Source organism: Nocardiopsis protaetiae, from assembly GCF_045446735.1.
In the GTDB taxonomy this organism is placed as follows: domain Bacteria; phylum Actinomycetota; class Actinomycetes; order Streptosporangiales; family Streptosporangiaceae; genus Nocardiopsis; species Nocardiopsis protaetiae.
Genome location: NZ_JBJJBV010000122.1, coordinates 12,915 through 35,869, shown reverse-complemented (window position 1 = coordinate 35,869; position 22,955 = coordinate 12,915). Strand labels below are relative to the sequence as shown.

Here is a 22,955-nt window from a genome sequence, read left to right as displayed (position 1 = left end):
GCCGGTGGTCTTACAGGGGGATGCCGACGATGTCCTCGGGCCGTACGGGGGCGTGGGTCAGGGCCTTGCCGGTGGCGGCGCGGACTGCGGCCACGACGGCGGGCGTGGAGGACAGGGTGGGCGGTTCCCCGGCGCCGCGGACGCCGTAGGGCGAGTGCGGGTCGGGGTGTTCGAGGACCTCGATGCGCATGGGCGGGGTGTCGAGGATGGTGGGGATGAGGTAGTCGGTGAAGGACGGGTTGCGGATCTGTCCGTCGCCGACCTGGATCTCCTCCATGAGGGCCAGGCCCAGGCCCTGGGTGGAGCCGCCCTGGATCTGGCCGATGAGCTGGAGGGGGTGCATGATCTTGCCGACGTCCTGGACGGCGTCCAGGGCGATGACCTTGACCAGGCCGAGTTCGATGTCGACGTCGACGACGGCGCGGTGGACGCACATGCCGAACTGGGTGTGGGAGGAACCCTGTCCCAGGGTGGGGTCGAGCATCTCGGTGGGGCGGTGGTGGTATTCGCGGGTCTGTTCGACGACGGTGCCGTCGGCGAGCAGGTCGGTGAGCGCGACCAGGGCGCCCAGGGTGCGGGAGACGAGCTTGCCGCCGGTGAGGGTGAGGTCCTCGTCGTCGAGGGACGCGGGGACGTGGCCGCGTTCGCGGGCCAGGGTGTAGAGCTCCTCGCGCACGGCCAGGCAGGCGGTGCGCACGGCGCCGCCGGTCATGTAGGTCTGGCGGGAGGCGGAGGAGGACCCGGCCGAGCCGACGCTGGTGTCGGAGGGTGCGATGACGACCTTCTCCACGCCCAGTTCGCTGCGGGCGATCTGGCCCTTGATGGTGACCAGGCCCTGGCCGACCTCGGCGGCGGCGGTGTGGACGAGGGCGACGGGTTCGCCGTTGACGACCTCCAGGCGCACGCGGGCGGTGGAGTAGTCGTCGAAGCCCTCGGAGAAGCAGAGGTTCTTGAGGCCGACGCCGTAGCCGACGCCGCGGACGACGCCTTCGCCGTGGGTGGTGCCGGCGACGCCGCCGGGCAGGGTGCGCAGGTCGGCGGGGTCGGGCAGGTCCTGGCGGGCGGGCGGCATGGGCAGGGCCTTGGCGCGGGCGAGCATCTCGGCCATGGGCAGGGGCATGTCGATCTCTTGGCCGGTGATGATGCGCGAGCCCTGGCCCATGGAGTTCTTGATGCGCAGGTCGACGGGGTGCATGCCCAGTTCGTGGGCGAGGCGGTCCATCTGGGACTCGTAGGCGAAGCAGGCCTGGACGGCGCCGAAGCCGCGCATGGCGCCGCAGGGCGGGTTGTTGGTGTAGACGCCGTAGGCGTCGACGCGGGCGTGGGGGATCTCGTAGGGGCCCAGGCCCAGGGAGGAGGCGACGCCGACGACGGCCGGGGTGGCGGAGGCGTAGGCGCCGCCGTCGACGATGACCTCGGCGGTGGCGTAGAGGAGGGTGCCGTCGGCCAGGGCGCCGTGTTCGTAGCGCATCTTGGCGGGGTGGCGGTGGACGTGCCCGTAGAAGGACTCTTCGCGGTTGTAGACGATCTTGACGGGCTTGCCGGTGTGCAGGGCGAGCATGCAGGCGTGGATCTGCATGGACAGGTCCTCGCGGGCGCCGAAGGCGCCGCCGACGCCGGCCAGGGTGACGCGGACCTTATCCTCGGGCAGGCCGAGGGCGGGGGCGATCTGGCGCTGGTCGACGTGGATCCACTGGGTGGCGACGTAGAGGTCGACGCCGCCGTCCTCGGCGGGGACGGCCATGCCGGATTCGGGGCCGAGGAAGGCCTGGTCCTGCATGCCGACCTCGTACTCGTCGGCGACGATGACGTCGGCGCGGGCGCGCAGGGCCTGAAGGGCGGCGTCGGGGTCGCCCCCGGTGAAGTCGCCGGTGCGGATGGGCTGGTGGCGCAGGCGGTTGCCGAGCTGGTTGTACTCGGGGTGGTCGGGGATGGTGCCGGGTTCGTGGACCAGGGGGCAGTGGGGGTCCAGGGCGGCGCGGCGCGGGTCGGTGATGGGTTCCAGGACCCGGTAGTCGACGCGGATGCGCTCCATGGCGCGGCGGGCGGTCTCGGGGTGGTCGGCGGCGACGATGGCGACGGGTTCGCCCTTGTAGCGGACCTTGCCGTAGGCCAGGACGGGCTGGTCCTCGAATTCGAGGCCGTAGCGCTTCTGGCCGGGGATGTCCTCGTGGGTGAGGACGGCCTCGACGCCGGGGACCTTGAGGGCCTCGGTGATGTCGATGGCGAGGATCTCGGCGTGGGGGTGGGGGCTGCGCAGGGTGGCGCCCCAGAGCATGTCCTCCATCCACATGTCGGAGGAGTAGGCGAATTCGCCGGTGACCTTGAGGGTGCCGTCGGGGCGCAGCGGGCTGGCGCCGATGCCGTCCTTGGTGGTGCTGGTGAGGTCGGTGACGGTGGTCGCTGTCATCAGCGGTTCGCCTCCTGGGTGAGTCGCGCGTGGGCGTTGCGGCCGCGGGCGGCGGCGGCCTCGCGGGTGACGGTGGTGAGTTCCCCGCCGGTGACGACGGGGCGGGCGCCGACCCACAGGTGGGACAGCGGCGGGGTGGGGCCGAAGACGGCGGCGATGACGGGGTCGGCGATGACGTCGTATCCGAAGCCGTCGACGCGCCACAGGGCGATGTCGGCGAGTTTGCCGACGGTGAGGGAGCCGAGTTCGTTGTCGCGGCCCAGGACGCGGGCGCCGCCGAGGGTGGCCATGTGCAGGGCCTGGCGGGCGGTGAGGGCCTGGGGGCCCTTGCGGGCGCGGGCCATGAGCAGGGCCTGGTGCATCTCCCCGGCCAGGGGGGTGAGCTCGCTGGAGGCGGGGCCGTCCACGCCCAGGCCGACGGGGACGCCGGCGGCGAGGAGTTCGGTGGTGCGGCAGATGCCGGCGCCCAGGCGGGCGTTGGAGGTGGGGCAGTGGGCGATGCCGGTGCCGGTGGCGGCGATGCGGGCGATGGCGTCGTCGGAGAGGTGGACGGCGTGGGCGAACCAGACGTCGGAGCCGAGCCAGCCGAGTTTCTCGGCGTATTCGACGGGGGTGCAGCCGAACTCGGCCTGGCACTGGTCTTCCTCGTCGAGGGTCTCGGCGAGGTGGGTGTGCAGGCGGACGCCCTTGTCGCGGGCCAGGTGCGCGGCCTGGACCATGAGGTCGCGGCTGACGGAGAAGGGCGAGCAGGGGGCGACGGCGATGCGGGTCATGGACCCGGGTGAGGCGTCGTGGTGGGTGTCGATGGCGTCGGCGGTGCCCTGAAGGGCTCCGTCGAGGGTCTCCACGACGCTGTCCGGGGGCAGGCCGCCCTGGCTGTGGCCGCGGTCCATGGAGCCGCGGGCCAGGTCCAGGCGCACCCCCACCCCGAGGGCGGCCTCGACCTGGGCGGCGACGATGTCGCCGCGCCCGGCGGGGTGGATGTAGTGGTGGTCGGAGGCGGTGGTACAGCCGGACAGGGCCAGGTGGGCGAGTCCGGCGGTGGTGGTGTCGGAGACGACCTGGGCGTCGAGGCGGTGCCAGATCTCGTAGGAGCCGACGAGCCATTCGAAGAGGGTGCCGTCGGTGAACAGGCCCTGGGTGGCCCACTGGTAGAGGTGGTTGTGGGTGTTGACCAGGCCGGGGGTGGCCAGGTGGCCGCGGCCGTCGACGCGGGTGGCGCCGTCGGGGACCAGGTGTGCGGGTGCGGGTCCGTCGCCGACGGCGGTGATGACGCCGTCGCGGGCGATGATGTGCCCGTTCGGGTGTTCGGCGCCGTCGACGGTGGCGATGTGCGCGCCTTCGATGACGAGGGAGCGGTGGTCGGTCATGCGGGGCTCCCGGCGGTGTCGGTGTCGGCGCGGCGGGAGGCGGCCAGGCGGACGGCGTCGAGGATCTTCTCGTAGCCGGTGCAGCGGCAGAGGTTGCCGGCGAGGGCTTCGCGGATCTCGGGGTCGGTGGGTGCGGGCCGCCCGGCGTCGACGGTGCGGTTGAGCAGGTCGTCGGTCTGGACGAGCAGGCCGGGGGTGCAGAAGCCGCACTGGACGGCTCCGGCGTCCAGGAAGGCCTGCTGCACGCTGTTCAGGGGGCGGTCGCCGCCCTTGCCGGGGCCGTCGGCGAGGCCTTCGACGGTGCGGACGTTGCGGCCTTCGGCCTGGCCGGCGGCGACCATGCAGGAGCAGACGGTGACGTCGTCGAGGTAGACGGTGCAGGAGCCGCATTCGCCCTGTTCGCAGGCGTTCTTGCTGCCGGGCAGGCCCAGGCGCTCGCGCAGGACGTACAGGAGGCTCTCGCCGGGCCAGACGTCGTCGGCGGTGACGTCCTGGCCGTTGACGTTGATGTTCACGCGCATGGGGCGGCTTCCTTGCGGTAGTCGGTGATGGACCAGGTGAGGGTGCGGCGTGCCATGACGGACAGGGCGTGGCGCCGGTAGGCGGCGCTGCCGCGCTGGTCGTCGATGGGGCGTGCGGCGGCGGCGACGAGTTCGCCGAAGCGGCGGACGGTGGGCTCGGGCAGGGGCCCGGGGGTGTCCCAGTCGATCTCGGCGGCGAGGAAGTCCTCGGCGGCCTCGGCGCGCAGCGGGGTGGGTCCGGCGGAGCCGATGCCGGTGCCGACGGTGCGTTCGTCGGTGTTCAGGGCCAGCGCGAAGGAGGTGACGGCGATGACCATGGCGTTGCGGGTGCCGATCTTGGCGAAGTGCTGGGGCCCGGTGGGTGCGGGGAGCAGGACCGCGGTGATGAGCTCGTCGTCCTGGCGCGCGGTGGTGCGGAACGAGAGGAAGTAGTCGCGGGCTCTGACGCGGCGGGTGCCCCGGGTGGAGGCGAGTTCGACGGTGGCGTCGGTGGCCAGCAGCGGCGGGAGGGCGTCCCCCGCGGGGGAGGCGCCGCCGAGGTTGCCTCCGACGGTGCCGCGGTTGCGGATCTGCGGGGAGGCGACCGTGCGGGAGGCTTTGGCCAGGCCGGGTGCCAGGGTCGGCAGCTCGGCGATGATGCGGCTGTAGGGGACTCCGGCGCCCAGGCGCGTGTGGCCGTCGCCGGTGGTCTCCCAGCGGGTGAGTTCGGCGACTCGGGTGAGGTCGAGCAGGATCTCGGGCCGGCGCTTGTCGAAGTTGAGTTCGACCATGACGTCGGTGCCGCCGGTGATCGGGACGGCGTCGGGGTGCTCGGCCTTGGCCTCAAGCGCCTCCTGCAAGGTGGAGGGGCTCAGGAATCGCATGTGTGAAGGTCCTCGCGTTGACTTGACTCGTGGGTTGTGTGAAGTACACCACTGGGGTGTCGTCGGTTCCAGGCGGCGATGACATGAAGTGATGGCGGAACGAACGGTTATCGTTGGTCGTTTCCTACAAGTGGTGTCCGTGGGAGCGTTCGTACTTCCCCACCACTCAAGTCCCGTAAGGTCTCGGGGACCATCATCGACACACGGACTCAAGAGGGACGTTCATGCGTCTTGGCGATTTGATCGCGGTCGACCGGCTGCACCTGCGCTTCCTGGTGGGGGCGGAGCGGGCCGACCGCGAGGTGGGGTGGGCCTACACCACCGACCTGTTGGAGCCCGCGCGCTACCTGCGCGGGGGCGAGCTGGTGCTCACCGGGATGATGTGGCGTGAGGCGGCCGAGGACTCGGACCGGTTCGTGGCGTCGGTGGAGTCGGCCGGTGCGGTGGCGATCGGTGCGGGGACGGCGCTGGGGTCGGTGCCCGAGGACCTGGTGGAGTCGTGCCGGCGGCGGGGGATGCCGCTGGTGGAGGTTCCGCCGGAGACGTCGTTCGGTGCGGTGACGGAAGAGGTGCTGGGGTCGCACACCCGGCGCCGGTTCGCGGGGCTGGCGCGGCACCGGGACCGGTTGCGCCAGGCGGTGGCCGAGGTGGCCGCGGGCGCGGATTTCGCCGAGGTGTTCGCGCGGGCGTCGGCGCAGGTCGGGGTGCGCGCTTGGGTGGTCTCGCCGACGGGCCGGCTGGTGGCCGGGGACGGCGGGGGGCTGGGCGCGGCCGAACGGGAGTGGTTGGCGGCGCGCGCCCTGACGTGGCCGCTGCTGCCGCACACCACCCGGGTGGCGGGCGGCGGCGAGGCGGTGGTGACGGTGCGGGAGGTGGCCACGTCGCGCTCGCACCCGCTGTCGCGGTGGCTGCTGGTGTGCGCCGGCGACGAGGCGGTGTGGTCGGAGGAGGAGCGCGAGACGGTCGCGGAGCTGGCGTCGGTGGCGGTGCTGGCCCGGGGGCGGGAGGAGGACCGGTGGGGCACCGAGGCCCGGCACCTGGAGGGGGTGGCGCGGCTGCTGGCGGCGCAGCGGTTCGACGAGGTGGCGGCGCTGCTGGGGGGCACCCCGCAGGGCGGCGGCGAGGACCACGTGGTGATCAGCGCCGTGATGCTGCCCGCGCCGCGTTCGGGTGAGCTGACCCGGCACGTGGTGGCCGAGCTGGTGGCGGACCTGCCCGGTGCGGTGGTGACCGGTGACGGCGACGGGGACACGCTGGCGCTGGTCCCGGTGCCGGCGGGGGGTGACGCCCGGGAGGCGGCCGAGCGGGTGCGCACGGTGCTGGTGGCCGGGGCGCGGGTGCTGGAGGGCGGGCTGCTGGACCACCGGTTGGCGCTGGGGTCGTCCTCGGCGGCCCGCGGGGTGCCGGAGCTGCGGGGCGCGGCGGTGGAGGCCCGGCACGCGCGGCGGCTGGCGGAGCTGCGGGGCGGCCGGTGGCGGGTGATCGCGGGGGCGGAGATCGACTCCCACGAGCTGCTGCTGGCGTCGGTGCCCGAGGAGGTGCAGAGCTCCTACCGGGAGCGGCTGCTGGGTCCGCTGGTGGCCTACGACCGGGACCACCGGTCGGAGCTGGTGGAGACGCTGGAGCGGTTCTTGGAGCATTCGGGGTCGTGGCAGCGGTGTGCGGCGGCGATGCACGTCCACGTGAACACGCTGCGGTACCGGATCGGCCGGGTGGAGGAGCTGACCGGCCGGGACCTGAGCAACCTGGAGCACCGGGTGGACCTGTTCCTGGCGCTGAAGCTGCGCGACTGACCCGACCCGGCCGGGCCGTGTCGGTGGGGCGCGGTAGGGTGCGCGCCCATGGGCACTGGTGTTTCTCGGGAGTCGTTGCGGGGCGCGGATCTGGCGGGGGCCGATCTGCGGGAGGAGTGGGGGAGCGCGGGGGGTGCGCCCCGGGAGCTGGTGGGGTGCGATCTGTCGGAGGCGGATCTGCGCGGGGTGGACCTGGTCGAGGCGGTGCTGCGGGACTGCCGGCTGGACGGGGCGCGCCTGGACGGCGCGGAGCTGGAGGGGGCGCACTTCGTCGGCGGGGGTGCGGCCGGTGCGACGTTCGGCGGGGCCGAGTGCACCGAGGCGCGGTTCGAGCGGGTGGACCTGGCCAACACCCGCTGGCAGGGGGCGCTGCTGACCGACACGGTGTTCTCCGGGTGCCGGATGACCGGGGCGGGGCTGACGTCGCTGCGCGGGGTGGGGTACACGTTCGACCACTGCAACCTGATGCTGGCCCGGTGCAAGGGCATCGACCTGCGCGGGCGGGTGCTGGAGGGGCTGCGGCTGGACGAGGCCGACCTGGCGGCGGCGGACCTGCGCGAGACGGTGTGGGTGGAGTCGCGGCTGCGCGGCGCCTCGCTCATCGGGGCGAGGCTGGCGGGGGCGGACCTGCGCGGCGCCGACCTGGGGGAGCTCACCGTGGAGCAGGCGCAGTACCTGCGCGGGGCGATGATCGGCCCCGCGCAGGCACGGCTGCTGCTGGGTGCGCTGGGGATCACCCTCGCCGACTGAGCGTCCGGGCCAGGGACCGCGGCGGGCGGCCGAGCACCTCCTCCACGCCGGTGGACAGGTGGGACTCGCGGCCGCGCGCCAGCGGTCCCAGGACGTCGGCCCAGATCAGGGCGACCTCCTCGGGGACCCCGGCGGCGACCCGTTCGGCGACGAACTCCTCCTCGGTGACGGGGGTGTGGGTCACGGGCGTGCCGGCGGAGGTGAAGGCCTCGGCGACCTCCCCCAGGGTGAGCGGGCGGGGGCCGGACAGCTCGTAGGTGCGGCCCTGGTGGCCGTCGCCGGTGAGCGCGGCGACGGCGACCTCGGCGATGTCGTCGGTGTCGACGTAGGGGCAGGCGGCGTCGCGGACGGGCAGCCGCAGGTCCCCGGCCTCCACCAGTGGCGCGAAGAGGCCCTCGGTGAAGTTCTGGGTGAACCAGGTGGGGCGCACCACGGTCCACTCCAGGCCGCTGTCGGCCAGGGCCTTCTCGCCCTGCATGTGGCCGTTGTCGAGGTTGGGGCGGTCGGCGTAGTAGTCGGGGTCGTCGTTGCCGCGGGCCGAGAGCAGGACCAGGCGCTCCAGGCCGTGGGCGCGGGCGGCGTCGATGAGGCCGGGGGTGCGCGGGTCGGCGTCGTTGGGGACGACGTAGGCGGTGCGCACCCCGTCCAGGGCGGTGTCCCAGGTGGTGGGGTCGGACCAGTCGAAGCGGTGGGGCGAGTTGCGCGAGGCGACGCGTACGGCGCGGCCCTGTTCGGTGAGCAGGCGGGCGACGCGGCGACCGGTGGTGCCGGTGCCGCCGATGACCAGGATGGGGTCGTTGTTCGTCATGGCTTGAGTCCATCACCCGCGGTTGAGACGATCCATGGGTACAACGCTCATGGTCATGTGTGATCGTCTACGGTGGGGGGATGGACGCACTTTCCGATCTGCTGGACGGGGTCCGGGCCCGCGGGGCCCTGTTCAGCCGGTCCATCCTGGAACCGCCCTGGTCGGTCTGCTTCGACGACTTCATGCCGTTGACGCTGATCACCATGGTGCGCGGCCGCTCCTGGGTCGTTCCCGAGAAGGGTGAGCCCCTGCCGTTGGCGGTCGGCGATATCGCGGTGCTGCGCGGACCCGCCGTGCACACCGTCGCCAGCCCGCCCGACGCGGCCACCACCTGCACCGTCCTGTCGGAACAGGTGTGCCTGGGCGCGGACGGCACGGCCCTGAACGAGGACATCGTGCTGGGGGTGCGCACCTACGGCCACTCCCTGGACGCCCCCGACCTGATGCTCAGCGGTGGGTTCGAGGTCGGCGGCGAGGTGGGGCGGCGGCTGCTGTCGGCGCTGCCCGAGGTGCTGGTGGTGCCCGCCGGCGCCTGCCACGACCCGCTCACGCGGATCATCGGCAACGAGATGGGCCTCCAGGCGCCTGGGCAGCAGGTGGTGCTGGACCGACTGCTGGACCTGGCGCTGGTGGCGGCGCTGCGGGCCTGGTTCGACCGGCCCGAGGCCGACCCGCCCGCCTGGTACACGGCGCTGGGCGACCCGGTGGTGGGCGCCGCGCTGCGGGCGGTGCACAACCGGCCCGACACGGCGTGGACGGTGGCGGAGCTGGCGCGGGTGTGCGGGGTGTCGCGGGCCACGCTGGCCCGGGACTTCACGGCGCTGGTGGGGGTGCCGCCGATGGCGTACCTGGCCGAGTGGCGGATGACGCTGGCCGCGGACCTGCTGCGGAACACGCAGGAGACGGTGGGGGCGATCGCCCGCCGGGTGGGGTACGCCGACGCGTTCGCGTTCAGTGCGGCGTTCAAGCGGGTGCGCGGGGTGTCGCCGAGCGAGCACCGCCGGGGCGGGCCGCCGGCCGGGCCGTCGTCAGTCGGGCAGGTGGAGGCGGCGCACGTGTAGGGCCACCTGGAGGCGCAGCCGCCCCGGGACGGTGCGCACGCTCCAGCCCAGGAGGCGTTCGACGCGCTCCAGGCCCTGCTGGGCGGTGGAGTGGTGCAGGCCCAGGGCGGTGGCGGCCGCGCGCACGCTGGGCGCGGCCGCCACGGCGTCGGCCAGGGCGATCAGGGCGGTGGAGGTGCGGGCGACCCGGTCCAGGGCGGCCACGTCGCGCGGGGGCGCGTCGCCCGGGGCGACGGTGTCGGCCAGGGGCAGCAGGGCGCCCAGGTGTTCGGCGCGGACCAGGCGGGGGCCGGGGTCGGCGCCTTCGCCGCGGGCGGTGAAGCGCAGGGCGCGGCGGGCGTCGGCCAGGGAGGCGGGCAGGTCGGCGATCGGCATGGCAGGGCCCAGTCCGGCGCGGTCGGTGCCGGGGTCCTCGCCGGGGGCGAGCAGGCGCACCGGGCCGCGGTGGGGTGCCAGGGCGGCCCGGCGGGCGGTGGGCCCCAGCCCGGCGCGGTGCGCGGCGGCCAGGCGTTCGTCCTCGCCGCGGCCGGGGTCGGTGAGCAGGGCGGCCAGCGGCGGGGCGGGGGCCGGGGAGCGCTCCAGGTGGTCGCAGACGGCGACCGCGGCGCGTTCCAGCACCATGTCCAGGACCGGCCCGGTCGGGGCGGGGGTCTCCAGCCACAGCAGGGCGGTGCCCGCGGCGGTGGCGGTGGGCCAGGCCGGGTCCGGGGGCGGCAGCGGGGTGCGGGTGAGGCGGCCGTCGGGCAGGGCGCGCAGGGACAGGGCGCGGGCCGGGTCGGTGAGGGCGGCCGGGTGGCCGGACAGGGCGGCCGCACCGCGCACCAGGGGTTCCAGGCCGGTGCCGTGCAGGCGGTCGAAGTAGGTGATGACCTTGACGGCGTCCCCGGCCTGGGGGTCCAGCGCGCTGATGCGGCCCAGTAGCTCCCTCATGGGACCAGTGTGCCCGGTGTCACACGCCCAGGGTGCGGCGCAGCCAGGGCAGGCGTGCGGCGATGGCCTGGCGGGAGACGGCCGCGTGCGGGGCGAAGGAGTCGAAGCCGTGGAAGCCGCCGGGCCAGACGTGCAGTTCGGCGACGCCGCCGGCCTGCCAGATGCGGGTGGCGTAGTCGACGACCTCGTCGCGGAAGGTCTCGGCCGAGCCCACGTCCAGGAACGCCGGGGGCAACCCCGACAGGTCGGTGGCGCGGGCGGGGGCGGCGTAGGGGGACACGTCGTCCGTGCCCGCGGCGCCGTCGAGCAGGGCGTTCCAGCCGGTGTCGTTGGAGGTGCGGTCCCACACGCCCAGGCCCGCCATCTGGTGGGCGGAGACGGTGTCGTTGCGGTCGTCGAGCATCGGGTAGACGAGCAGCTGGGCGGCCAGGTCCGGGCCGCCGCGGTCGCGGGCGAGCAGGGCGGTGGCGGCGGCCAGGCCGCCGCCGGCGCTGGCCCCGCCCACCACGACGCGGGAGGGGTCCAGGCCCAGGGCCCCGGCGTCCTTGACCAGGTGGACGAGTCCCGCGTAGGCGTCCTCGACGGGGGTGGGGTGGGGGTGCTCGGGGGCGAGCCGGTAGCCGATGGAGGCCACCGCCAGGCCCAGCTCGCGGGCGGTGGCGAGCAGGTCGGGGATCTCGGGGCCGCGGTGGGTGCCCAGGATCATGCCGCCGCCGTGGATCCAGTAGAGCAGCCCGGCGGGCGCCGCGGTCCGGGTGGGGCGCCACAACAGCAGGGGGACGTCGGCGCCGTCGTGGCCGTGGACGGTGAGCTCGTGCTCGGTGAAGTCGCCGCCGTGGGTGAAGTCGCCCTCGAACGTCACCCCCTGGCGGGCGGCGCGGATGCCGTCGATGAGGTCGGGGGTGATGGAGGGGGTGATCTGCTCGTTGATCAGGGCCAGGGCGGCGGTGAGCTCGGGGTCGAAGGGCGGCGGAGGGGGCGTGCTCAAGGGAGGTCTCCCGTCGTTTCCGGTACGCGGGTCCTCATTGTGGCGGTGCCGCCGGGCGGGGCGGTAGCGGCGGGCGGCGGGGTGGTGCCCGCCACGTGGCGGGGTCGGCGGTCCGGCCGCCGGGCGGGGCGCCGCCGGGGGCGCTCAGGCCTTGTCGGGGCGGGGGCGGCCGCGGCGGGAGAGGGCGTCGACCATGCCCGACAGGGCGGGCTTGGGCCGGTAGGCGGTGTCGAAGGGCAGGGCGGCGTCGGTGCCGGGGAACCACTCGGGGATCCAGGAGTGGGCGTCGGTGACGCCCCAGACGGTCACGTTGACGCAGCCGTCGACCTCCACGCAGGCGGCCAGGACGTCGCGGTACTCGCGGCGCTGTTCGCGCAGGTCCTCGTCGGTGACGGGTTCGGGGATGCGCACGTCCAGTTCGGTGACGGCGACCTCCAGGCCCAGGTCGGTGTAGCGGCGCATCTGGTCGGCGAGGTCCTCGGAGACGTTGCCGTGCACGAAGTGGGACTGGAAGCCGATGCCGTGCACCGGGACGTTGCGCTCGACCAGGTCCGAGACCAGGTCGTAGAGGGCGTCGGCCTTGGGCCCGGCGCTCTCGATGCCGAACTCGTTGATGTAGAGCTTGGCGTCGGGGTCGGCGGCGTGGGCGCTGTAGAGGGTCTGGGCGATGTAGTCCGGGCCCAGGACCTCGTACCAGAGGTTGCGGCGCATGTCCGGGCTGCCGTCCTCCAGGGGTTCGTTGATGACGTCCCAGGCGGAGATCCGGCCGCGGTAGCGCTCCATGACGGTGGTGACGTGCTCGTGGACGACCCCGCTCAGGCTCTCGGCGTCCCAGTCGCCGTGGGCGAGCCAGGAGGGCTGCTGGTTGTGCCAGAGCATGGTGTGGCCGCGCACGTTGAGGTCGCGCGAGGTGGCGAAGTCGACGACGGCGTCGGGGCCGCTCCAGTCGTACTCGCCGCGCTCGGGCTGGACGTGCTCCCACTTCATGGTGTTCTCGGCGGTGACCGAGGTGTAGTGGTCCTCGACGACGCCGCGGTAGCGGCGGTCGTGGGTGAGGGGGTTGACCGCGACCGCGACGCCCAGGTCGATGCCCTGGGCGCGGGCGAGTCCGGGCAGGAGGTGCCCCTCCTGCTCGGGTTCGGGCAGGACGGCGACGAGGATGCCGGTGACCGTGAGGATGACGGTGCACAGGGCTGCCGCGGTCAAGAGCACCCCCTTTCCGTTGACGGGCGCGGACCTGCCGTGCTCGGTGGTGCGGTGCGCGGTCACCCCTCACCCCTTTTCCGTGGTGACGGGGAAGGTGGCCAGGCCGCGCAGGGTCGTGGTGGGTCGGTGGACCGGCCGTCCGGCGGGGCGCAGGTGCGGTGCCCGTGCGGCCAGGGCGCGCAGGGCGATGCGCCCTTCGAGCCGGGCCAGCGGTGCCCCCAGGCAGTAGTGGATGCCGCCGGAGAAGGCGAGGTGGTCGGATGCGTCGGTGCGGGTGATGTCGAACCGGTCGGGATCGGTGAAGCGGTCGGGATCGCGTCCCGCGGACGCGATGGAACACAGGATGTAACTGTCCCGTTGCAGCTCGTGTCCCATTATGGACGTGTCCTCGTGGACCCAGCGGGATGTCATCTGCACCGGCGGGTCGTAGCGCAGCACCTCCTCGACCGCGCCCTCGGCCAGGTCCGGGTCGGCGGTGAGCCGGTCCCACTGGTCGCGGTTGCGCAGCAGCGCGGCGGTGCCGTTGCCGATGAGGTTGACGGTGGTCTCGAACCCGGCGACGAGCAGCAGGCGGCACATCGCCGCCATCTCCTGCGGGGTGAGCCTCCCCTCGTCGGTGGCGGCGGTCAGGGTGGAGATGACGTCCTCGCGCGGGTCGGCCCGGCGCAGCCGCATCAGCTGGTCGAACAGGACGTTCAGGCGGTCCGAGGCGTCCTGGACGCGGCGCAGGTGGCGGGCCGAGCGGGTGCCGTCCAGGGAGGAGCCGATGGCCGCGCCGATCTCCACGAACGCGGCGTGGTCGTCGTCGGGGATGCCCAGCAGCCGGGTGATGACCGCGATGGGCAGCGGCTGGGCGAAGTCGGCCATGAGGTCGAAGCGCCCCTTGGCCAGGGCCCTGTCCAGCAGGTCGTGGGTGATCTTCTCGATCTCGACCGCGTACCGCTCCATCAGGCGCGGGGCGAACGCGGGCCGGGCCAGGGCGCGCAGCCGGCCGTGCTCGGGCGGGTTGCGGGTGAGGAAGGACAGGTCGAGCAGCTCCAGCTCGACGGGCACGGTGTCGGGGTTGGCCGGGCGCACCCCCAGGGACCGGTCGCGCAGGACCTGCTGGACCAGGGCGTGGGTGGTGGCGGTGTGGAATCCGAAGCGGCTGCGGACGAGGTCGCCCTGGGCCCGCAGGCGCCGGTGGGTGGGGTAGGGGTTGGCGCGCCAGGGGTGGTGCAGCAGGCGGGAGGCGTGGTCCCCCCGCTGGGCGGCCGTCCAGGTGATCGCCTGGAACGTGCGCAGGCGCAGATCGGTCCTCAGGGAGTTCAGGACCTGCATGGGGCGACTCCTCTCGACGCTACGACCCTAGGCGCGCCGGGGCCGGGGGTGCGGCGGGGGCGCGGGAAGTTGGCCGATGCAGGCCAGGGGGGAACTTCACGGGGCGGTGGGGCGTTGTCGGCGCACCGCGCGCCGGGTGAACCGTCGGGGTGGTGCGGTGCGTCCAATGAGTTGAAGCGCCGCGGGCCCGTCGGGCCCGTCGGGTTGGCTACGATCGCTGGGGTCTGGTGCACGTGAGGTGCACGAGGCGTGATCAGACTCGGCGAATGCGGAAGGACTGAGGACGTTGGGTCCCCTTGAGAGCACCGATCCCGATCGCATCGGCCGGTACCGGCTGATCGCACGCCTGGGGGCGGGCGGTATGGGCCAGGTGTTCTTGGGCCGGTCCGCGGGCGGGCGCGCGGTGGCGATCAAGCGGATCCACCCGCACATGGCCACCGACGCCGCGTTCCGGGAGCGGTTCGCCCGGGAGGTGAACGCCGCCCGCCAGGTGAGCGGCGCGTTCACGGCGCCGGTGATCGACGCCGGGCCCGAGGACGAGGTGCCGTGGCTGGTCACCTCCTACGTCCCCTCGCTGCCGCTGGACGACGCGGTCGTGGCCCACGGGCCGCTGCCGGAGGCGACGGTGCGGGTGCTGGCGGCCGGGTTGGCCGAGGCCCTGACGGAGATCCACCGGGTGGGGCTGATCCACCGCGACCTCAAGCCCGGCAACGTGCTGCTGGCCGAGGACGGGCCGCGGGTGATCGACTTCGGGATCGCGCGGGCCACGGACGGGACGGCGGCGACGCAGTCGGTCATCGGCACGCCCGGGTTCATGAGCCCGGAGCAGGTGCAGGGCGAGACGCTGACCCCGGCCAGCGACCTGTTCGCCTACGGCGCGGTGCTGGCGTACGCGGCGGGGGGCACCGGGCCCTTCGGCGAGGGGTCGATGCCGACGATGGTCATGCGGATCATCAGCCGGGAGCCGGACCTGTCGCGGGTGCCCGAGTCGCTGCGGCACCTGGTGTCGGCCTGCCTGAGCAAGGACGTGCGGGGCCGCCCCACGCCGGGCGAGATCCTGGACTACCTGGGCGAGGTGCCGCCGGGGGCCACGTGGCTGCCGCCCGCGGTGATGGCGGGCGTGCAGGAGCAGGTGGCGACGGTGAACCGGGCGCTGGCCTCGGCCGAGCCGACCGGCACCCACGGGCGCGGCGAGGGCGCCGCGGACCCCACCCGGGTGTGGGGCGCGGCGGCGGCCGGGGGCGCGGCCGGCGCGGTGGCCGGCGGCGCCGCGGGTGCGGCGGCCGGGGCGTGGGGCGAGGACCAGGCGACCCGGGTGACGCCGCCGGCGGCCCAGGACCAGGGGGCGACCTCGGTGCTGGGGCAGGGGCAGGCGCCCGGGCAGGGGTACGCGCCCACGCAGCAGTACGGTGCCGTGCAGCCGCAGCAGCAGGGGTACGGCGCGACGCGGCAGGGCGCCGGGCAGGGCTACGACGCCACCCGGCAGATGCCCGCCCAGGGCCAGGGCCACGGAACCCGGACGCCCGCCCAGGGCGGCGACGACCCCTACGCCGACCTGTACGGCGGGCGGCGCGGGGCGGCCGGGGGCGACGCCGAGGAGCTGCGCCGCCGCGAGTACGACCGCCACCAGGAGCAGCTGCGCGCCCAGCAGGAGCGCCAGGAGCAGGAGCGCCGCCGCCAGGAGGAGTACGCGGCCCAGCAGCGGCGCCGCCACGAGGAGCAGGTGGAGCACCAGCGCCGGCAGGAGGCCGACCGGGCCCACCGCGAGCGGGTGCGCGCCGAGCAGGAGGCGGCGCGCCGGGCGCAGGCCGAGGCCCGCGAGGCGGGGCGGCCGAGCCTGTGGAGCTTCGCCAAGCTGCTGCCGCTGCTGGTCCTGCCGTTCATCCAGATCCCGCTGGGGTACGGCGCGGCGCTGGCGTGGGCGTGGTTCACCACCGAGACCGACATCTGGACCGGCGCGTCCTACTACTTCGAGCCGCTGTCGATGGACGGGTTCTGGCACGCGACGATGCTGGGCTACTTCATCCTCAACAACCTGGTGTCGCTGGAGTTCCTGGTGCGGTCGCTGCGGACCTCGTTCGTGACCGGCGCGGTGCTGGCGCTGGGTGTGATCGCGGCGACCAACGGGCTGCTGTACAGCTTCGGCTTCTGGGGCTGACCGGAACTCAGCGGCGGGCGGCCGTGGCCCGGACCGGCTGATCGGGGTCGATGCGGTACTCGAACAGCTCGCGGTGCGGGTCGGTGCGGGCGATCGCCTTGAACACCAGGGGCAGGGCGAGGTCGCGCAGGAGTGCGGTGACCCGGTTGCGGGCCAGCTTGAGGGAGCCCTGGCGGCGGCCGATGGCGACGACGCGTTCGACGCGCCCGCGGCGCAGCTCCTCGTAGGTGGCCAGGGCCTGTGCGGGGTCGTCGATGTCGCGCAGGCACGAGGCCAACACCAGGGCGTCCTCCAGGGCCTGGGAGGCGCCCTGTCCGCTGGAGGGGGCCATGGCGTGGGCGGCGTCGCCCAGCAGGCCGACGCGGCCGCGGCTCCAGCGGGGCAGCGAGGCGATGTCGTGGATGCCCATGGGGGTGAAGGCGGCGGGGTCGGCGTGGGCCAGGGCGGCGGCGATGGCGGGGTCGTCGCCCGCGAACCGGTCCAGGACGTACCGCTGCCAGCCGCCCGCGGGCTCGGCGGGCGCGGGGTCGGGGTGGGGTAGGTTGACGAACCACAGGGTGGTGTCCCCGCCGGTCTGGTGGCCCAGGAAGGCGCGGCGGCCGAAGACCATGCGGGTGGTGCCCTCGGGGGTGGCGGGCAGCAGCCCGGCGGGCAGGGAGCCGCCCAGGTTGAGCAGCCCGGTGTAGGCGGGTGCGGGCGCGGCGGGGTCCAGGGCGCGGCGGACGGGGGAGTGGATGCCGTCGGCGCCGATGAGGACGTCGCCCCGGGCGGTGCCGCCGTCGGCGAAGGCGACGGTGACGTGGTCGCCGTGGTCGGTGTGGGAGACCAGGCGCTTTCCGTAGGTGACGGGGACCCCGGCGCGTGCGGCGGCCTCGGCCAGGACGGTCTGGAGGCGGCCGCGGGTGATGGTGCGGGTGCGCAGGTGTGCGCCGTGCCGCGCGGAGCCGTCGTTGAGGCGGCCCAGGACGCGGCCGCGGCCGTTGGTGAACTCGATGGTGTCGCTGGGGAAGGCGGAGTGGGCGATGACGTCCTCGCCCGCGCCCAGGGCGTGCAGGACGGCGAGCCCGTTGGGGGCCAGGGCCAGGTGGGAGCCCAGGGCGGTGGCGGGGCCGGTGTGGGCCTCGAAGGTGCGGACGTCGATGCCCGCCCGGTGCAGGGCCAGGGCCAGGACGGGGCCGCCGATGCCGCCGCCGCCGATGAGAACGCGCATGATGGTCTCCTGTAAGAGGCAATATTATTTCGTTCGGTCGAACGAAATATATTCGGAGGGGTCGCCGCGGTCAAGGGCGCGGCGGCCCACGGGCGTACCGAAACGTCGGCGGAACGGAGAAGGCATGGATCGGGACAGGGCGCTGCGCGAGGTCGAGCAGGCCGGACGGGAGCTCTCCGCGGCCGCGGTGATGTTCCACACCGCCGTGGGCGAGCGCCTGGGCATCGGTCCCAGCGACTGGAAGATGATGGACCTGCTGGAGCGGCACGGCCCCTGCACCGCCGGAGAGCTGGTCCGCCACTCCGGGCTGGCGCCCGCCTCGGTGACCGGGGTCCTGGACCGGCTCCAGCGCCGCGGCCTGATCACCCGCGGCAGGGACGACGAGGACCGGCGCCGGGTCGTGGTCACCCTCACCGGCGTCCCGGCCGACCGCGCCGCCGAGGTGTTCGGCCCCCTGCTGCGCGAACTCGGCGAGGTCCACGCCGGCTACGACGCCGACCAGCTCGCCCTCATCACCGGCTACCTGCGCCGCGCCGCCGCCGCCCAGACCCGCGCCACCGCCGAGATCACCGCCGCGGCCGAACCCGGCGCGGGCGCCTCAGGCCGGTAGGGTCCCGCGCTCGCGCAGCAGCGCGTGGGCGTGCGCGATCGCCGCCGGGGTGGTCTCCAGGACCAGCCCGCCGGCGTACAGGTCCTCGATCGCCCCCTGGGAGCGCAGCGCCCGCTCGTGGTCGGGGCGCACCCCCGACAGCAGCACCGTGATGCCGCGCCGCTCCAGCCGGCGCACGGCGTCGCCCAGCACCATCGCGCCGGTGGCGTCCACGGCGCTCAGGTGGGACATGCGCAGGATCACCGCCGACACGTCGGCGACCTCGGTCAGCTCCAGCAGGAACCGGTGGGCCGCGGCGAAGAACAGCGGGCCGTCCAGCCGGTAGGCGACGATGTGCTCGTCCAGCAGGGCGCGCTCCTCGGCGTCGTGGCCGCCGGGCAGGTCGTCGGCCAGTTCCACGCGGTCCAGGCGGGCGTTGCGGGCCACCGAGCGCAGGGCCAGCGCGGCGGTCACGGCCATGCCGAGCAGCACCGCCATGACCAGGTCCAGGGCCAGGGTGGCCACCGCCGTCAGGACCAGGACGGCGGCGTCGCCGCGGGTGGAGCGCATCATGACGCGCACCGACCCGACCTCGACCATGCGCACGGCCGTGGCCAGCAGGACGCCGCCCAGCGCCGCCAGGGGGACCAGGCCGACCAGGGGCGCGAAGGCCAGGACCACCACGGCCAGCACGACGGCGTGGACCATGGCGGCCAGGCGGCTCACCGCGCCGGAGCGGACGTTGACGGCGGTGCGGGCGATGGCGGCGGTGGCGGGCACGCCGCCGAAGACCGGGGTGACCAGGTTGGCGATGCCCTGGCCGAAGAGCTCGCGGTCGGGGTCGTGGTGCTCGTCCACGCGCATGCCGTCGGCGACGGTCGCCGACAGCAGCGATTCCAGGGCCGCCAGCGCGGCCACGGCCACCGCCGCGCCCAGCAGCGGGCCCAGGGCGGCCGGGTCGAGGAACGCCAGGGACGGCGCGGGCAGCCCCGCGGGCAGCGCGCCGATGGCGGGCGCCTTCAGCGGGGTGAGGTGCACCAGGGCGGTGGCGGCGGCCACCGCCAGCAGGGAGAAGGGGACGGTGGGCTTCCAGCGGGCGCCCAGCAGCATGACGGCGGCCGTGCCCAGCGCGATGCCCGGCGGGGTCCAGTCGGGGTCGGCGGCGAAGTCGCGGACCAGGTGCCAGGCGCCGGCGAGGACGCCGTGGCCCTCGGGCTGGGGCAGGCCCAGCACGAAGGGGATCTGCTGGAGGGCGATGACGGCGGCGATGCCCAGGGTGAAGCCCTCGATGACGGGGGCGGGCACGTAGCGCATGTAGCGGCCGCCGCGCGCCCAGGCCAGGCCCAGCAGGATGAGCCCGGCCATGAGGCCGACGGTGAGCACGCCGCCGGGCCCGTGGGCGGCGACGATGGGCACCAGGACCACGGTCATGGCGCCGGTGGGGCCCGACACCTGGAGGTTGGAGCCGCCGAAGAGCGCGGCCAGGAACCCGGCGACGATCGCGGTGACGATCCCGGCCTGGGCGCCCAGCCCGGAGGAGATGCCGAAGCCCAGGGCCAGCGGCAGGGCGACGATGGCGACGGTGACCCCGGCGAGCAGGTCGCGGCCGGGGGCGCGGCGCATCGCGGCGAGGTCGGCGCGCCGGGGCAGCAGCGAGCGCAGGCGCGGGGGCCGGGGCGGTGGCGCGGTCATGGGCGGGTGGTCCCCCGGTCGGTTCCGGTGAGCAGCTGGGCGCGCTCGTCGTTGAGGTCGGTGAGGATGCGCCGGGCGGTGCGCAGCAGGTCGGCGACGTCGGGCCCGGCCAGGGCGTAGACGACGCTGGAGCCCTCGCGGTGGGAGGTGACGATGCCCGAGCGGCGCAGCACGGCGAGCTGCTGGGAGAGGTTGGAGGCCTCGACCTCGGTGTCGGCGAGCAGGTCGCGGACCGGGCGCGGGCCGTCCTGGAGGAGTTCCAGCACGCGGATGCGCACGGGGTGGCCGAGCATGCGGAAGAACTCGGCCTTGGCCTGGTAGAGCGGGCGGTGCACGGGCGGTCCTCGGGTGGGCGGCGGGTGGGCGGCGGGTGACGTCACCACCTTATGGTCATGTGAAGAATTCTTCATGTCGTCATGTGGCGGGGCCGGGTCCGGGAACACGGAGAACCCCCGGTCGGCGGGGGTGCCCCGACCGGGGGTGTGCCATGTCTCACACGGTCAGACGTGGGCGGGCAGGCCCTCGATCTCGGTGACGCGGTGGTGGACCGGGCGGCTGGGCTCCAGCGCCGAGCAGGTGGTGGGGCAGGCGGCCCCCTCCTCCCGGGCGACGGCGACCGTGTACAGGCCCCGGCCGTCGCCCAGGGTGACGCGGACGCCCTCGGGGGTGTCCTCCTCGCCCAGGTGGCCGATCTCGTCGATGCCGACCGTGCCCAGGCGGGCGCGCAGCGCCGCCTCGGCGGCCTGGACGGCGGAGGAGTCGCTGCACCGGCCGCGGAAGTTGCCCGGGACGATGCGCCCCTGCTCGAACGCGGTGACGGTGTCCACCGCCGAGTCCGGGTCCAGCCGGCCGAAGTAGGCGCCCTGGGGCAGGGCGACCAGGTTGGCGGCGAACCGGTCGCCGCCCACGTGGGTGGTCTCCCACACCTCGGCGTCGGTGCCGGCCAGGGCGGCGGCCACCGGGCGGCCCAGGACCGCGCAGCAGGGGTCCTTCTTGGCGTGGGTGCACACCAGGTACACGGTGTGGTCGACGGGGGTGCCGAACTCCGGCGGCTCGGGCCGCTCGGCGGCGGTGACGTCGATGTCCAGCAGCTCGGCCTGGTCGGTGAAGTCGATGCGGCGCACCCAGGGGGAGGTGCGGCTGACGTGGGCCAGGTAGGCGCGGCGCGGGCCGCCGGTGTCGCGCGCGGCGCCGGGGCGCTTGATGAGCTGGGGTTTGACGTCGTGTCCGGTGATCCGGGCGGCCAGGGCGGAGACGACGTCCTTGTCCAGCCCGGGGCTGGTGAACGCGGGGTGGCGCCAGGGGCCGGGGTGCTCGATGAGCAGCCATCCGACGGTGCGTCCGGCCGTTCCGGCGATCTGCTCTCCGGTGTAGCGGGCCAGGGCCGAGCAGCCCCGGCTGCCGTCCGGGGCGGTGGGTAGGCGCACGGGTCGGTCCAATCGGGCGGGAGAGTGCATACGGGCGCGCGAGGTGCCCGGGACGTGCCCGGGCACGTTCGCGCGCCGAAAGTTAGGTTAGCCTACCCAAGCCACTGTCGGTGTCGGTGGGGTGCGTGTCGCCGGGATCGGAGCCGAGCATGGCGATGAGTGTGGCGCGCGAGGCGGCCACGTGGGCCTCGGCGCAGTGCCCGGCGGCGTCGGCCTCGCGCCGCCGGAGCAGGTCGACCATGGCGCGGTGCTCCTCCACCGCGCCCCGCCGGTAGTGCGGGTGGCAGCGGCGGATGCGGGTGAGCTGGAACAGGTGGACCGGGGAGCGCAGCGCCTGCCAGGCGCGCAGCAGCCGGGTGTTGGCGGCGATCTCGTACAGCAGGTCGTGGAAGCCCAGGTCCAGGCGGAGCAGCTCGGCGGCGTCGGTGCCCTCCGACAGCGCCCGCTCCAGGGCGTCGACCAGGTCGGACAGCTCGGCCAGGTGGGCGTCGGTGACGCGGGTGGCGGCGCGGTGGGCGGCCAGGCGCTCCAGGGCGCCGCGCACGGTGTAGACCTCGTCGACGTCGGTGGGGGTGAGCTCGATGACGCGGGCGCCGCGGTGCCATTCGCTGACGACCAGGCCGTCGCGCTCCAGCAGGGCCAGCCCCTCGCGGACGGAGCCGCGGCTGACGTCCAGCCGGGTGGCCAGGTCGACCTCGCGCAGCGCTGCGCCGGGAGGCAGGGTGCCCTGGAGGATGGACTCGCGGATGCGGTCGGCCGCCTCGTGGGCGAGCCCGCGCCGCCGGGCCCTGCGCATGCGGCTCCTCGGATGACGGGGTGGTCGGGTGCGGAGAAAGTGTAGGGCGCACGCAATGGAAAGTGAGAACCGTTCGGGTCTCGGTACGGTTGCGGACGGTTCCGTTCCGCCCCCGTTTTGTTGACATTCGGACAAGTTGCGGACGACTATGGGGCGCGCGGCCGCCACGGTCCGGATACCGTCCTGATCCGGAACGCGGCGGCCGCGCCGTGCGCTCAGGACGGCGCGGAGATCCCGCCGTCGCTGTGCAGCAGCTGCCCGTTGACCCACCCGCCCCGCGGCGAGCACAGGAATTCGACCAGGTCGGCGGTGTCCTCGGGGGTGCCGGTGCGGCCCAGCGGGGTGTACCCGGCCGTCTCCTCCCGCGACTGCGGGGTCATCCACCCGGTGTCGACCGGCCCCGGGTTCACCGCGTTCGCGCACACCCCCAGGTGGGCCAGCTCCCGGGCGGCGGCGATGACGATCCGGTCCAGCGCCGCCTTGCTCGCCCCGTAGGGCAGGTTGCCCACGGTGTGATCGCTGGTCAGCGCCACGATCCGTCCCGACCCGCGGGGCGCGGCGAGGGCGCGGGCGAAGGCGCGCACCAGCAGCCAGGAGGCGCGGGCGTTGACCGCGAAGTGCCGGTCGAAGGACTCCACGCCGGTCTCCAGCAGCGAGGAGTCCACCGACTCGCAGTGGCACAGCACCAGGGCGGTGGGCGCGCCCAGCCCGGCGGTGACCCGCTCCACCACCTGGTCGGGCACCGCGGCGTCGGCGAGGTCGGCCTCCAGCGCCAGGTGGGCGGCGCCGCGTTCGGCCAGGGCGGCGCCGATCCGGGCGGTGGCGTCGGGCTCGGCGCCCCAGGGCATGCGGGCGTCGTAGGGCGTCCAGTGGGTGAAGGCGATGTCCCAGCCGGCCCCGGCCAGGCGCAGGGCGATCGCGGCGCCGATGCCGCGGGTGCGGCCCACCCCGGTGACCAGGGCCACGGGGCGTCCGGTCGGGGCATCCTCGGCCGAAGAGTGCAGGTCTTGTGTCATGGCGGCCATCGTGGCCGGTGCCCGCGCGGCGGGCAACGGGTTTCTGG

General features: G+C 74.6%; 20 protein-coding genes. 5 read left to right on the top strand and 15 right to left on the bottom strand.

Annotation, left to right across the window (positions count from 1 at the left end; genetic code table 11):
* Positions 1-10 precede the first annotated feature (10 nt).
* The 4 genes from pucD to ACJOT3_RS19045 are packed head-to-tail and all read right to left on the bottom strand — an operon-like array spanning position 11 to position 5,164.
* Complete coding sequence (gene pucD, locus ACJOT3_RS19060; protein WP_406974202.1) at positions 11-2,410, bottom strand: xanthine dehydrogenase subunit D; 2,400 nt, start codon at positions 2,408-2,410, stop codon at positions 11-13.
* Entirely contained in the window at positions 2,410-3,780 is a 1,371-nt protein-coding gene (locus ACJOT3_RS19055) for an 8-oxoguanine deaminase (RefSeq protein WP_406974201.1), read from the bottom strand. Before ACJOT3_RS19055 ends, pucD begins: the two co-directional genes overlap by 1 nt.
* Entirely contained in the window at positions 3,777-4,301 is a 525-nt protein-coding gene (locus ACJOT3_RS19050) for a (2Fe-2S)-binding protein (protein WP_406974200.1), read from the bottom strand. Before ACJOT3_RS19050 ends, ACJOT3_RS19055 begins: the two co-directional genes overlap by 4 nt.
* Entirely contained in the window at positions 4,292-5,164 is an 873-nt protein-coding gene (locus ACJOT3_RS19045) for an FAD binding domain-containing protein (protein WP_406974199.1), read from the bottom strand. Before ACJOT3_RS19045 ends, ACJOT3_RS19050 begins: the two co-directional genes overlap by 10 nt.
* 224 nt (positions 5,165-5,388) lie before the next feature.
* Here ACJOT3_RS19045 and ACJOT3_RS19040 point away from each other — a divergent pair, with 224 nt between their 5' ends.
* Both ACJOT3_RS19040 and ACJOT3_RS19035 read left to right on the top strand, forming a co-directional pair.
* Positions 5,389-6,957 (top strand): PucR family transcriptional regulator, encoded by a 1,569-nt coding sequence (locus ACJOT3_RS19040; RefSeq protein ID WP_406974198.1) that lies wholly within the window; start codon positions 5,389-5,391, stop codon positions 6,955-6,957.
* A gap of 48 nt (positions 6,958-7,005) precedes the next feature.
* Positions 7,006-7,707: a pentapeptide repeat-containing protein gene (locus ACJOT3_RS19035; RefSeq protein WP_406974197.1), complete on the top strand. Its 702-nt coding sequence runs from the start codon at positions 7,006-7,008 to the stop codon at positions 7,705-7,707.
* Here ACJOT3_RS19035 and ACJOT3_RS19030 read toward each other — a convergent pair.
* Positions 7,691-8,515: an NAD(P)H-binding protein gene (locus ACJOT3_RS19030; protein ID WP_406974196.1), complete on the bottom strand. Its 825-nt coding sequence runs from the start codon at positions 8,513-8,515 to the stop codon at positions 7,691-7,693. The genes ACJOT3_RS19035 and ACJOT3_RS19030 overlap by 17 nt on opposite strands.
* 80 nt (positions 8,516-8,595) lie before the next feature.
* Between ACJOT3_RS19030 and ACJOT3_RS19025 the strand changes: the two genes are divergently transcribed.
* Entirely contained in the window at positions 8,596-9,576 is a 981-nt protein-coding gene (locus ACJOT3_RS19025; RefSeq protein ID WP_406974195.1) for an AraC family transcriptional regulator, read from the top strand.
* Here the strand turns inward: ACJOT3_RS19025 and ACJOT3_RS19020 are convergent.
* From ACJOT3_RS19020 to ACJOT3_RS19005, 4 genes are all read right to left on the bottom strand, one after another.
* Positions 9,544-10,506 (bottom strand): helix-turn-helix domain-containing protein, encoded by a 963-nt coding sequence (locus ACJOT3_RS19020; RefSeq protein WP_406974194.1) that lies wholly within the window; start codon positions 10,504-10,506, stop codon positions 9,544-9,546. The genes ACJOT3_RS19025 and ACJOT3_RS19020 overlap by 33 nt on opposite strands.
* A gap of 19 nt (positions 10,507-10,525) precedes the next feature.
* Positions 10,526-11,494: an alpha/beta hydrolase gene (locus tag ACJOT3_RS19015; RefSeq protein WP_406974193.1), complete on the bottom strand. Its 969-nt coding sequence runs from the start codon at positions 11,492-11,494 to the stop codon at positions 10,526-10,528.
* A gap of 144 nt (positions 11,495-11,638) precedes the next feature.
* Entirely contained in the window at positions 11,639-12,763 is a 1,125-nt protein-coding gene (locus tag ACJOT3_RS19010) for an endo-1,4-beta-xylanase (RefSeq protein WP_406974192.1), read from the bottom strand.
* A gap of 3 nt (positions 12,764-12,766) precedes the next feature.
* Complete coding sequence (locus tag ACJOT3_RS19005; RefSeq protein WP_406974191.1) at positions 12,767-14,020, bottom strand: cytochrome P450; 1,254 nt, start codon at positions 14,018-14,020, stop codon at positions 12,767-12,769.
* Between the two features lie 286 nt (positions 14,021-14,306).
* On the opposite strand from ACJOT3_RS19005, the gene ACJOT3_RS19000 reads away from it, so the two are divergent.
* Positions 14,307-16,178 (top strand): serine/threonine protein kinase, encoded by a 1,872-nt coding sequence (locus tag ACJOT3_RS19000; protein ID WP_406974190.1) that lies wholly within the window; start codon positions 14,307-14,309, stop codon positions 16,176-16,178.
* Positions 16,179-16,185: 7 nt separating this feature from the next.
* On the opposite strand, the gene ACJOT3_RS18995 is transcribed toward ACJOT3_RS19000, so the two are convergent.
* Positions 16,186-17,388: an FAD-dependent oxidoreductase gene (locus tag ACJOT3_RS18995; RefSeq protein WP_406974189.1), complete on the bottom strand. Its 1,203-nt coding sequence runs from the start codon at positions 17,386-17,388 to the stop codon at positions 16,186-16,188.
* Between the two features lie 124 nt (positions 17,389-17,512).
* On the opposite strand from ACJOT3_RS18995, the gene ACJOT3_RS18990 reads away from it, so the two are divergent.
* Entirely contained in the window at positions 17,513-17,998 is a 486-nt protein-coding gene (locus tag ACJOT3_RS18990; RefSeq protein ID WP_406974188.1) for a MarR family transcriptional regulator, read from the top strand.
* Here ACJOT3_RS18990 and ACJOT3_RS18985 read toward each other — a convergent pair.
* From ACJOT3_RS18985 to ACJOT3_RS18965, 5 genes are all read right to left on the bottom strand, one after another.
* Positions 17,987-19,669, bottom strand: a complete 1,683-nt coding sequence (locus ACJOT3_RS18985) for a SulP family inorganic anion transporter (RefSeq protein WP_406974187.1) — start codon at positions 19,667-19,669, stop codon at positions 17,987-17,989. The two genes, ACJOT3_RS18990 and ACJOT3_RS18985, sit on opposite strands and share 12 nt — an antisense overlap.
* Positions 19,666-20,004 (bottom strand): ArsR/SmtB family transcription factor, encoded by a 339-nt coding sequence (locus tag ACJOT3_RS18980; RefSeq protein ID WP_406974204.1) that lies wholly within the window; start codon positions 20,002-20,004, stop codon positions 19,666-19,668. Before ACJOT3_RS18980 ends, ACJOT3_RS18985 begins: the two co-directional genes overlap by 4 nt.
* A gap of 165 nt (positions 20,005-20,169) precedes the next feature.
* Positions 20,170-21,096, bottom strand: coding sequence for a ferredoxin family protein (locus ACJOT3_RS18975; RefSeq protein WP_406974186.1), 927 nt, complete (start codon positions 21,094-21,096; stop codon positions 20,170-20,172).
* An 82-nt stretch (positions 21,097-21,178) separates the two neighbouring features.
* Entirely contained in the window at positions 21,179-21,892 is a 714-nt protein-coding gene (locus ACJOT3_RS18970) for a GntR family transcriptional regulator (RefSeq protein ID WP_406974185.1), read from the bottom strand.
* Between the two features lie 215 nt (positions 21,893-22,107).
* Complete coding sequence (locus ACJOT3_RS18965; RefSeq protein WP_406974184.1) at positions 22,108-22,908, bottom strand: SDR family oxidoreductase; 801 nt, start codon at positions 22,906-22,908, stop codon at positions 22,108-22,110.
* Between the last annotated feature and the right edge of the window lie 47 nt (positions 22,909-22,955).

What these genes read in the sequence shown, in the direction of transcription:
- ACJOT3_RS19045 (WP_406974199.1), bottom strand. Translation starts at nt 5,164, where the DNA reads ATGCGATTCCTGAGCCCCTCCACCTTGCAGGAGGCGCTTGAGGCCAAG.
- ACJOT3_RS19025 (WP_406974195.1), top strand. Translation starts at nt 8,596, where the DNA reads ATGGACGCACTTTCCGATCTGCTGGACGGGGTCCGGGCCCGCGGGGCC.
- ACJOT3_RS19055 (WP_406974201.1), bottom strand. Translation starts at nt 3,780, where the DNA reads ATGACCGACCACCGCTCCCTCGTCATCGAAGGCGCGCACATCGCCACC.
- ACJOT3_RS19020 (WP_406974194.1), bottom strand. Translation starts at nt 10,506, where the DNA reads ATGAGGGAGCTACTGGGCCGCATCAGCGCGCTGGACCCCCAGGCCGGG.
- ACJOT3_RS19030 (WP_406974196.1), bottom strand. Translation starts at nt 8,515, where the DNA reads ATGACGAACAACGACCCCATCCTGGTCATCGGCGGCACCGGCACCACC.
- ACJOT3_RS18995 (WP_406974189.1), bottom strand. Translation starts at nt 17,388, where the DNA reads ATGCGCGTTCTCATCGGCGGCGGCGGCATCGGCGGCCCCGTCCTGGCC.
- ACJOT3_RS18970 (WP_406974185.1), bottom strand. Translation starts at nt 21,892, where the DNA reads ATGCGCAGGGCCCGGCGGCGCGGGCTCGCCCACGAGGCGGCCGACCGC.
- ACJOT3_RS19040 (WP_406974198.1), top strand. Translation starts at nt 5,389, where the DNA reads ATGCGTCTTGGCGATTTGATCGCGGTCGACCGGCTGCACCTGCGCTTC.
- ACJOT3_RS18965 (WP_406974184.1), bottom strand. Translation starts at nt 22,908, where the DNA reads ATGACACAAGACCTGCACTCTTCGGCCGAGGATGCCCCGACCGGACGC.
- ACJOT3_RS18985 (WP_406974187.1), bottom strand. Translation starts at nt 19,669, where the DNA reads ATGACCGCGCCACCGCCCCGGCCCCCGCGCCTGCGCTCGCTGCTGCCC.
- ACJOT3_RS18990 (WP_406974188.1), top strand. Translation starts at nt 17,513, where the DNA reads ATGGATCGGGACAGGGCGCTGCGCGAGGTCGAGCAGGCCGGACGGGAG.
- ACJOT3_RS19035 (WP_406974197.1), top strand. Translation starts at nt 7,006, where the DNA reads ATGGGCACTGGTGTTTCTCGGGAGTCGTTGCGGGGCGCGGATCTGGCG.
- ACJOT3_RS19050 (WP_406974200.1), bottom strand. Translation starts at nt 4,301, where the DNA reads ATGCGCGTGAACATCAACGTCAACGGCCAGGACGTCACCGCCGACGAC.
- ACJOT3_RS19005 (WP_406974191.1), bottom strand. Translation starts at nt 14,020, where the DNA reads ATGCAGGTCCTGAACTCCCTGAGGACCGATCTGCGCCTGCGCACGTTC.
- pucD (WP_406974202.1), bottom strand. Translation starts at nt 2,410, where the DNA reads ATGACAGCGACCACCGTCACCGACCTCACCAGCACCACCAAGGACGGC.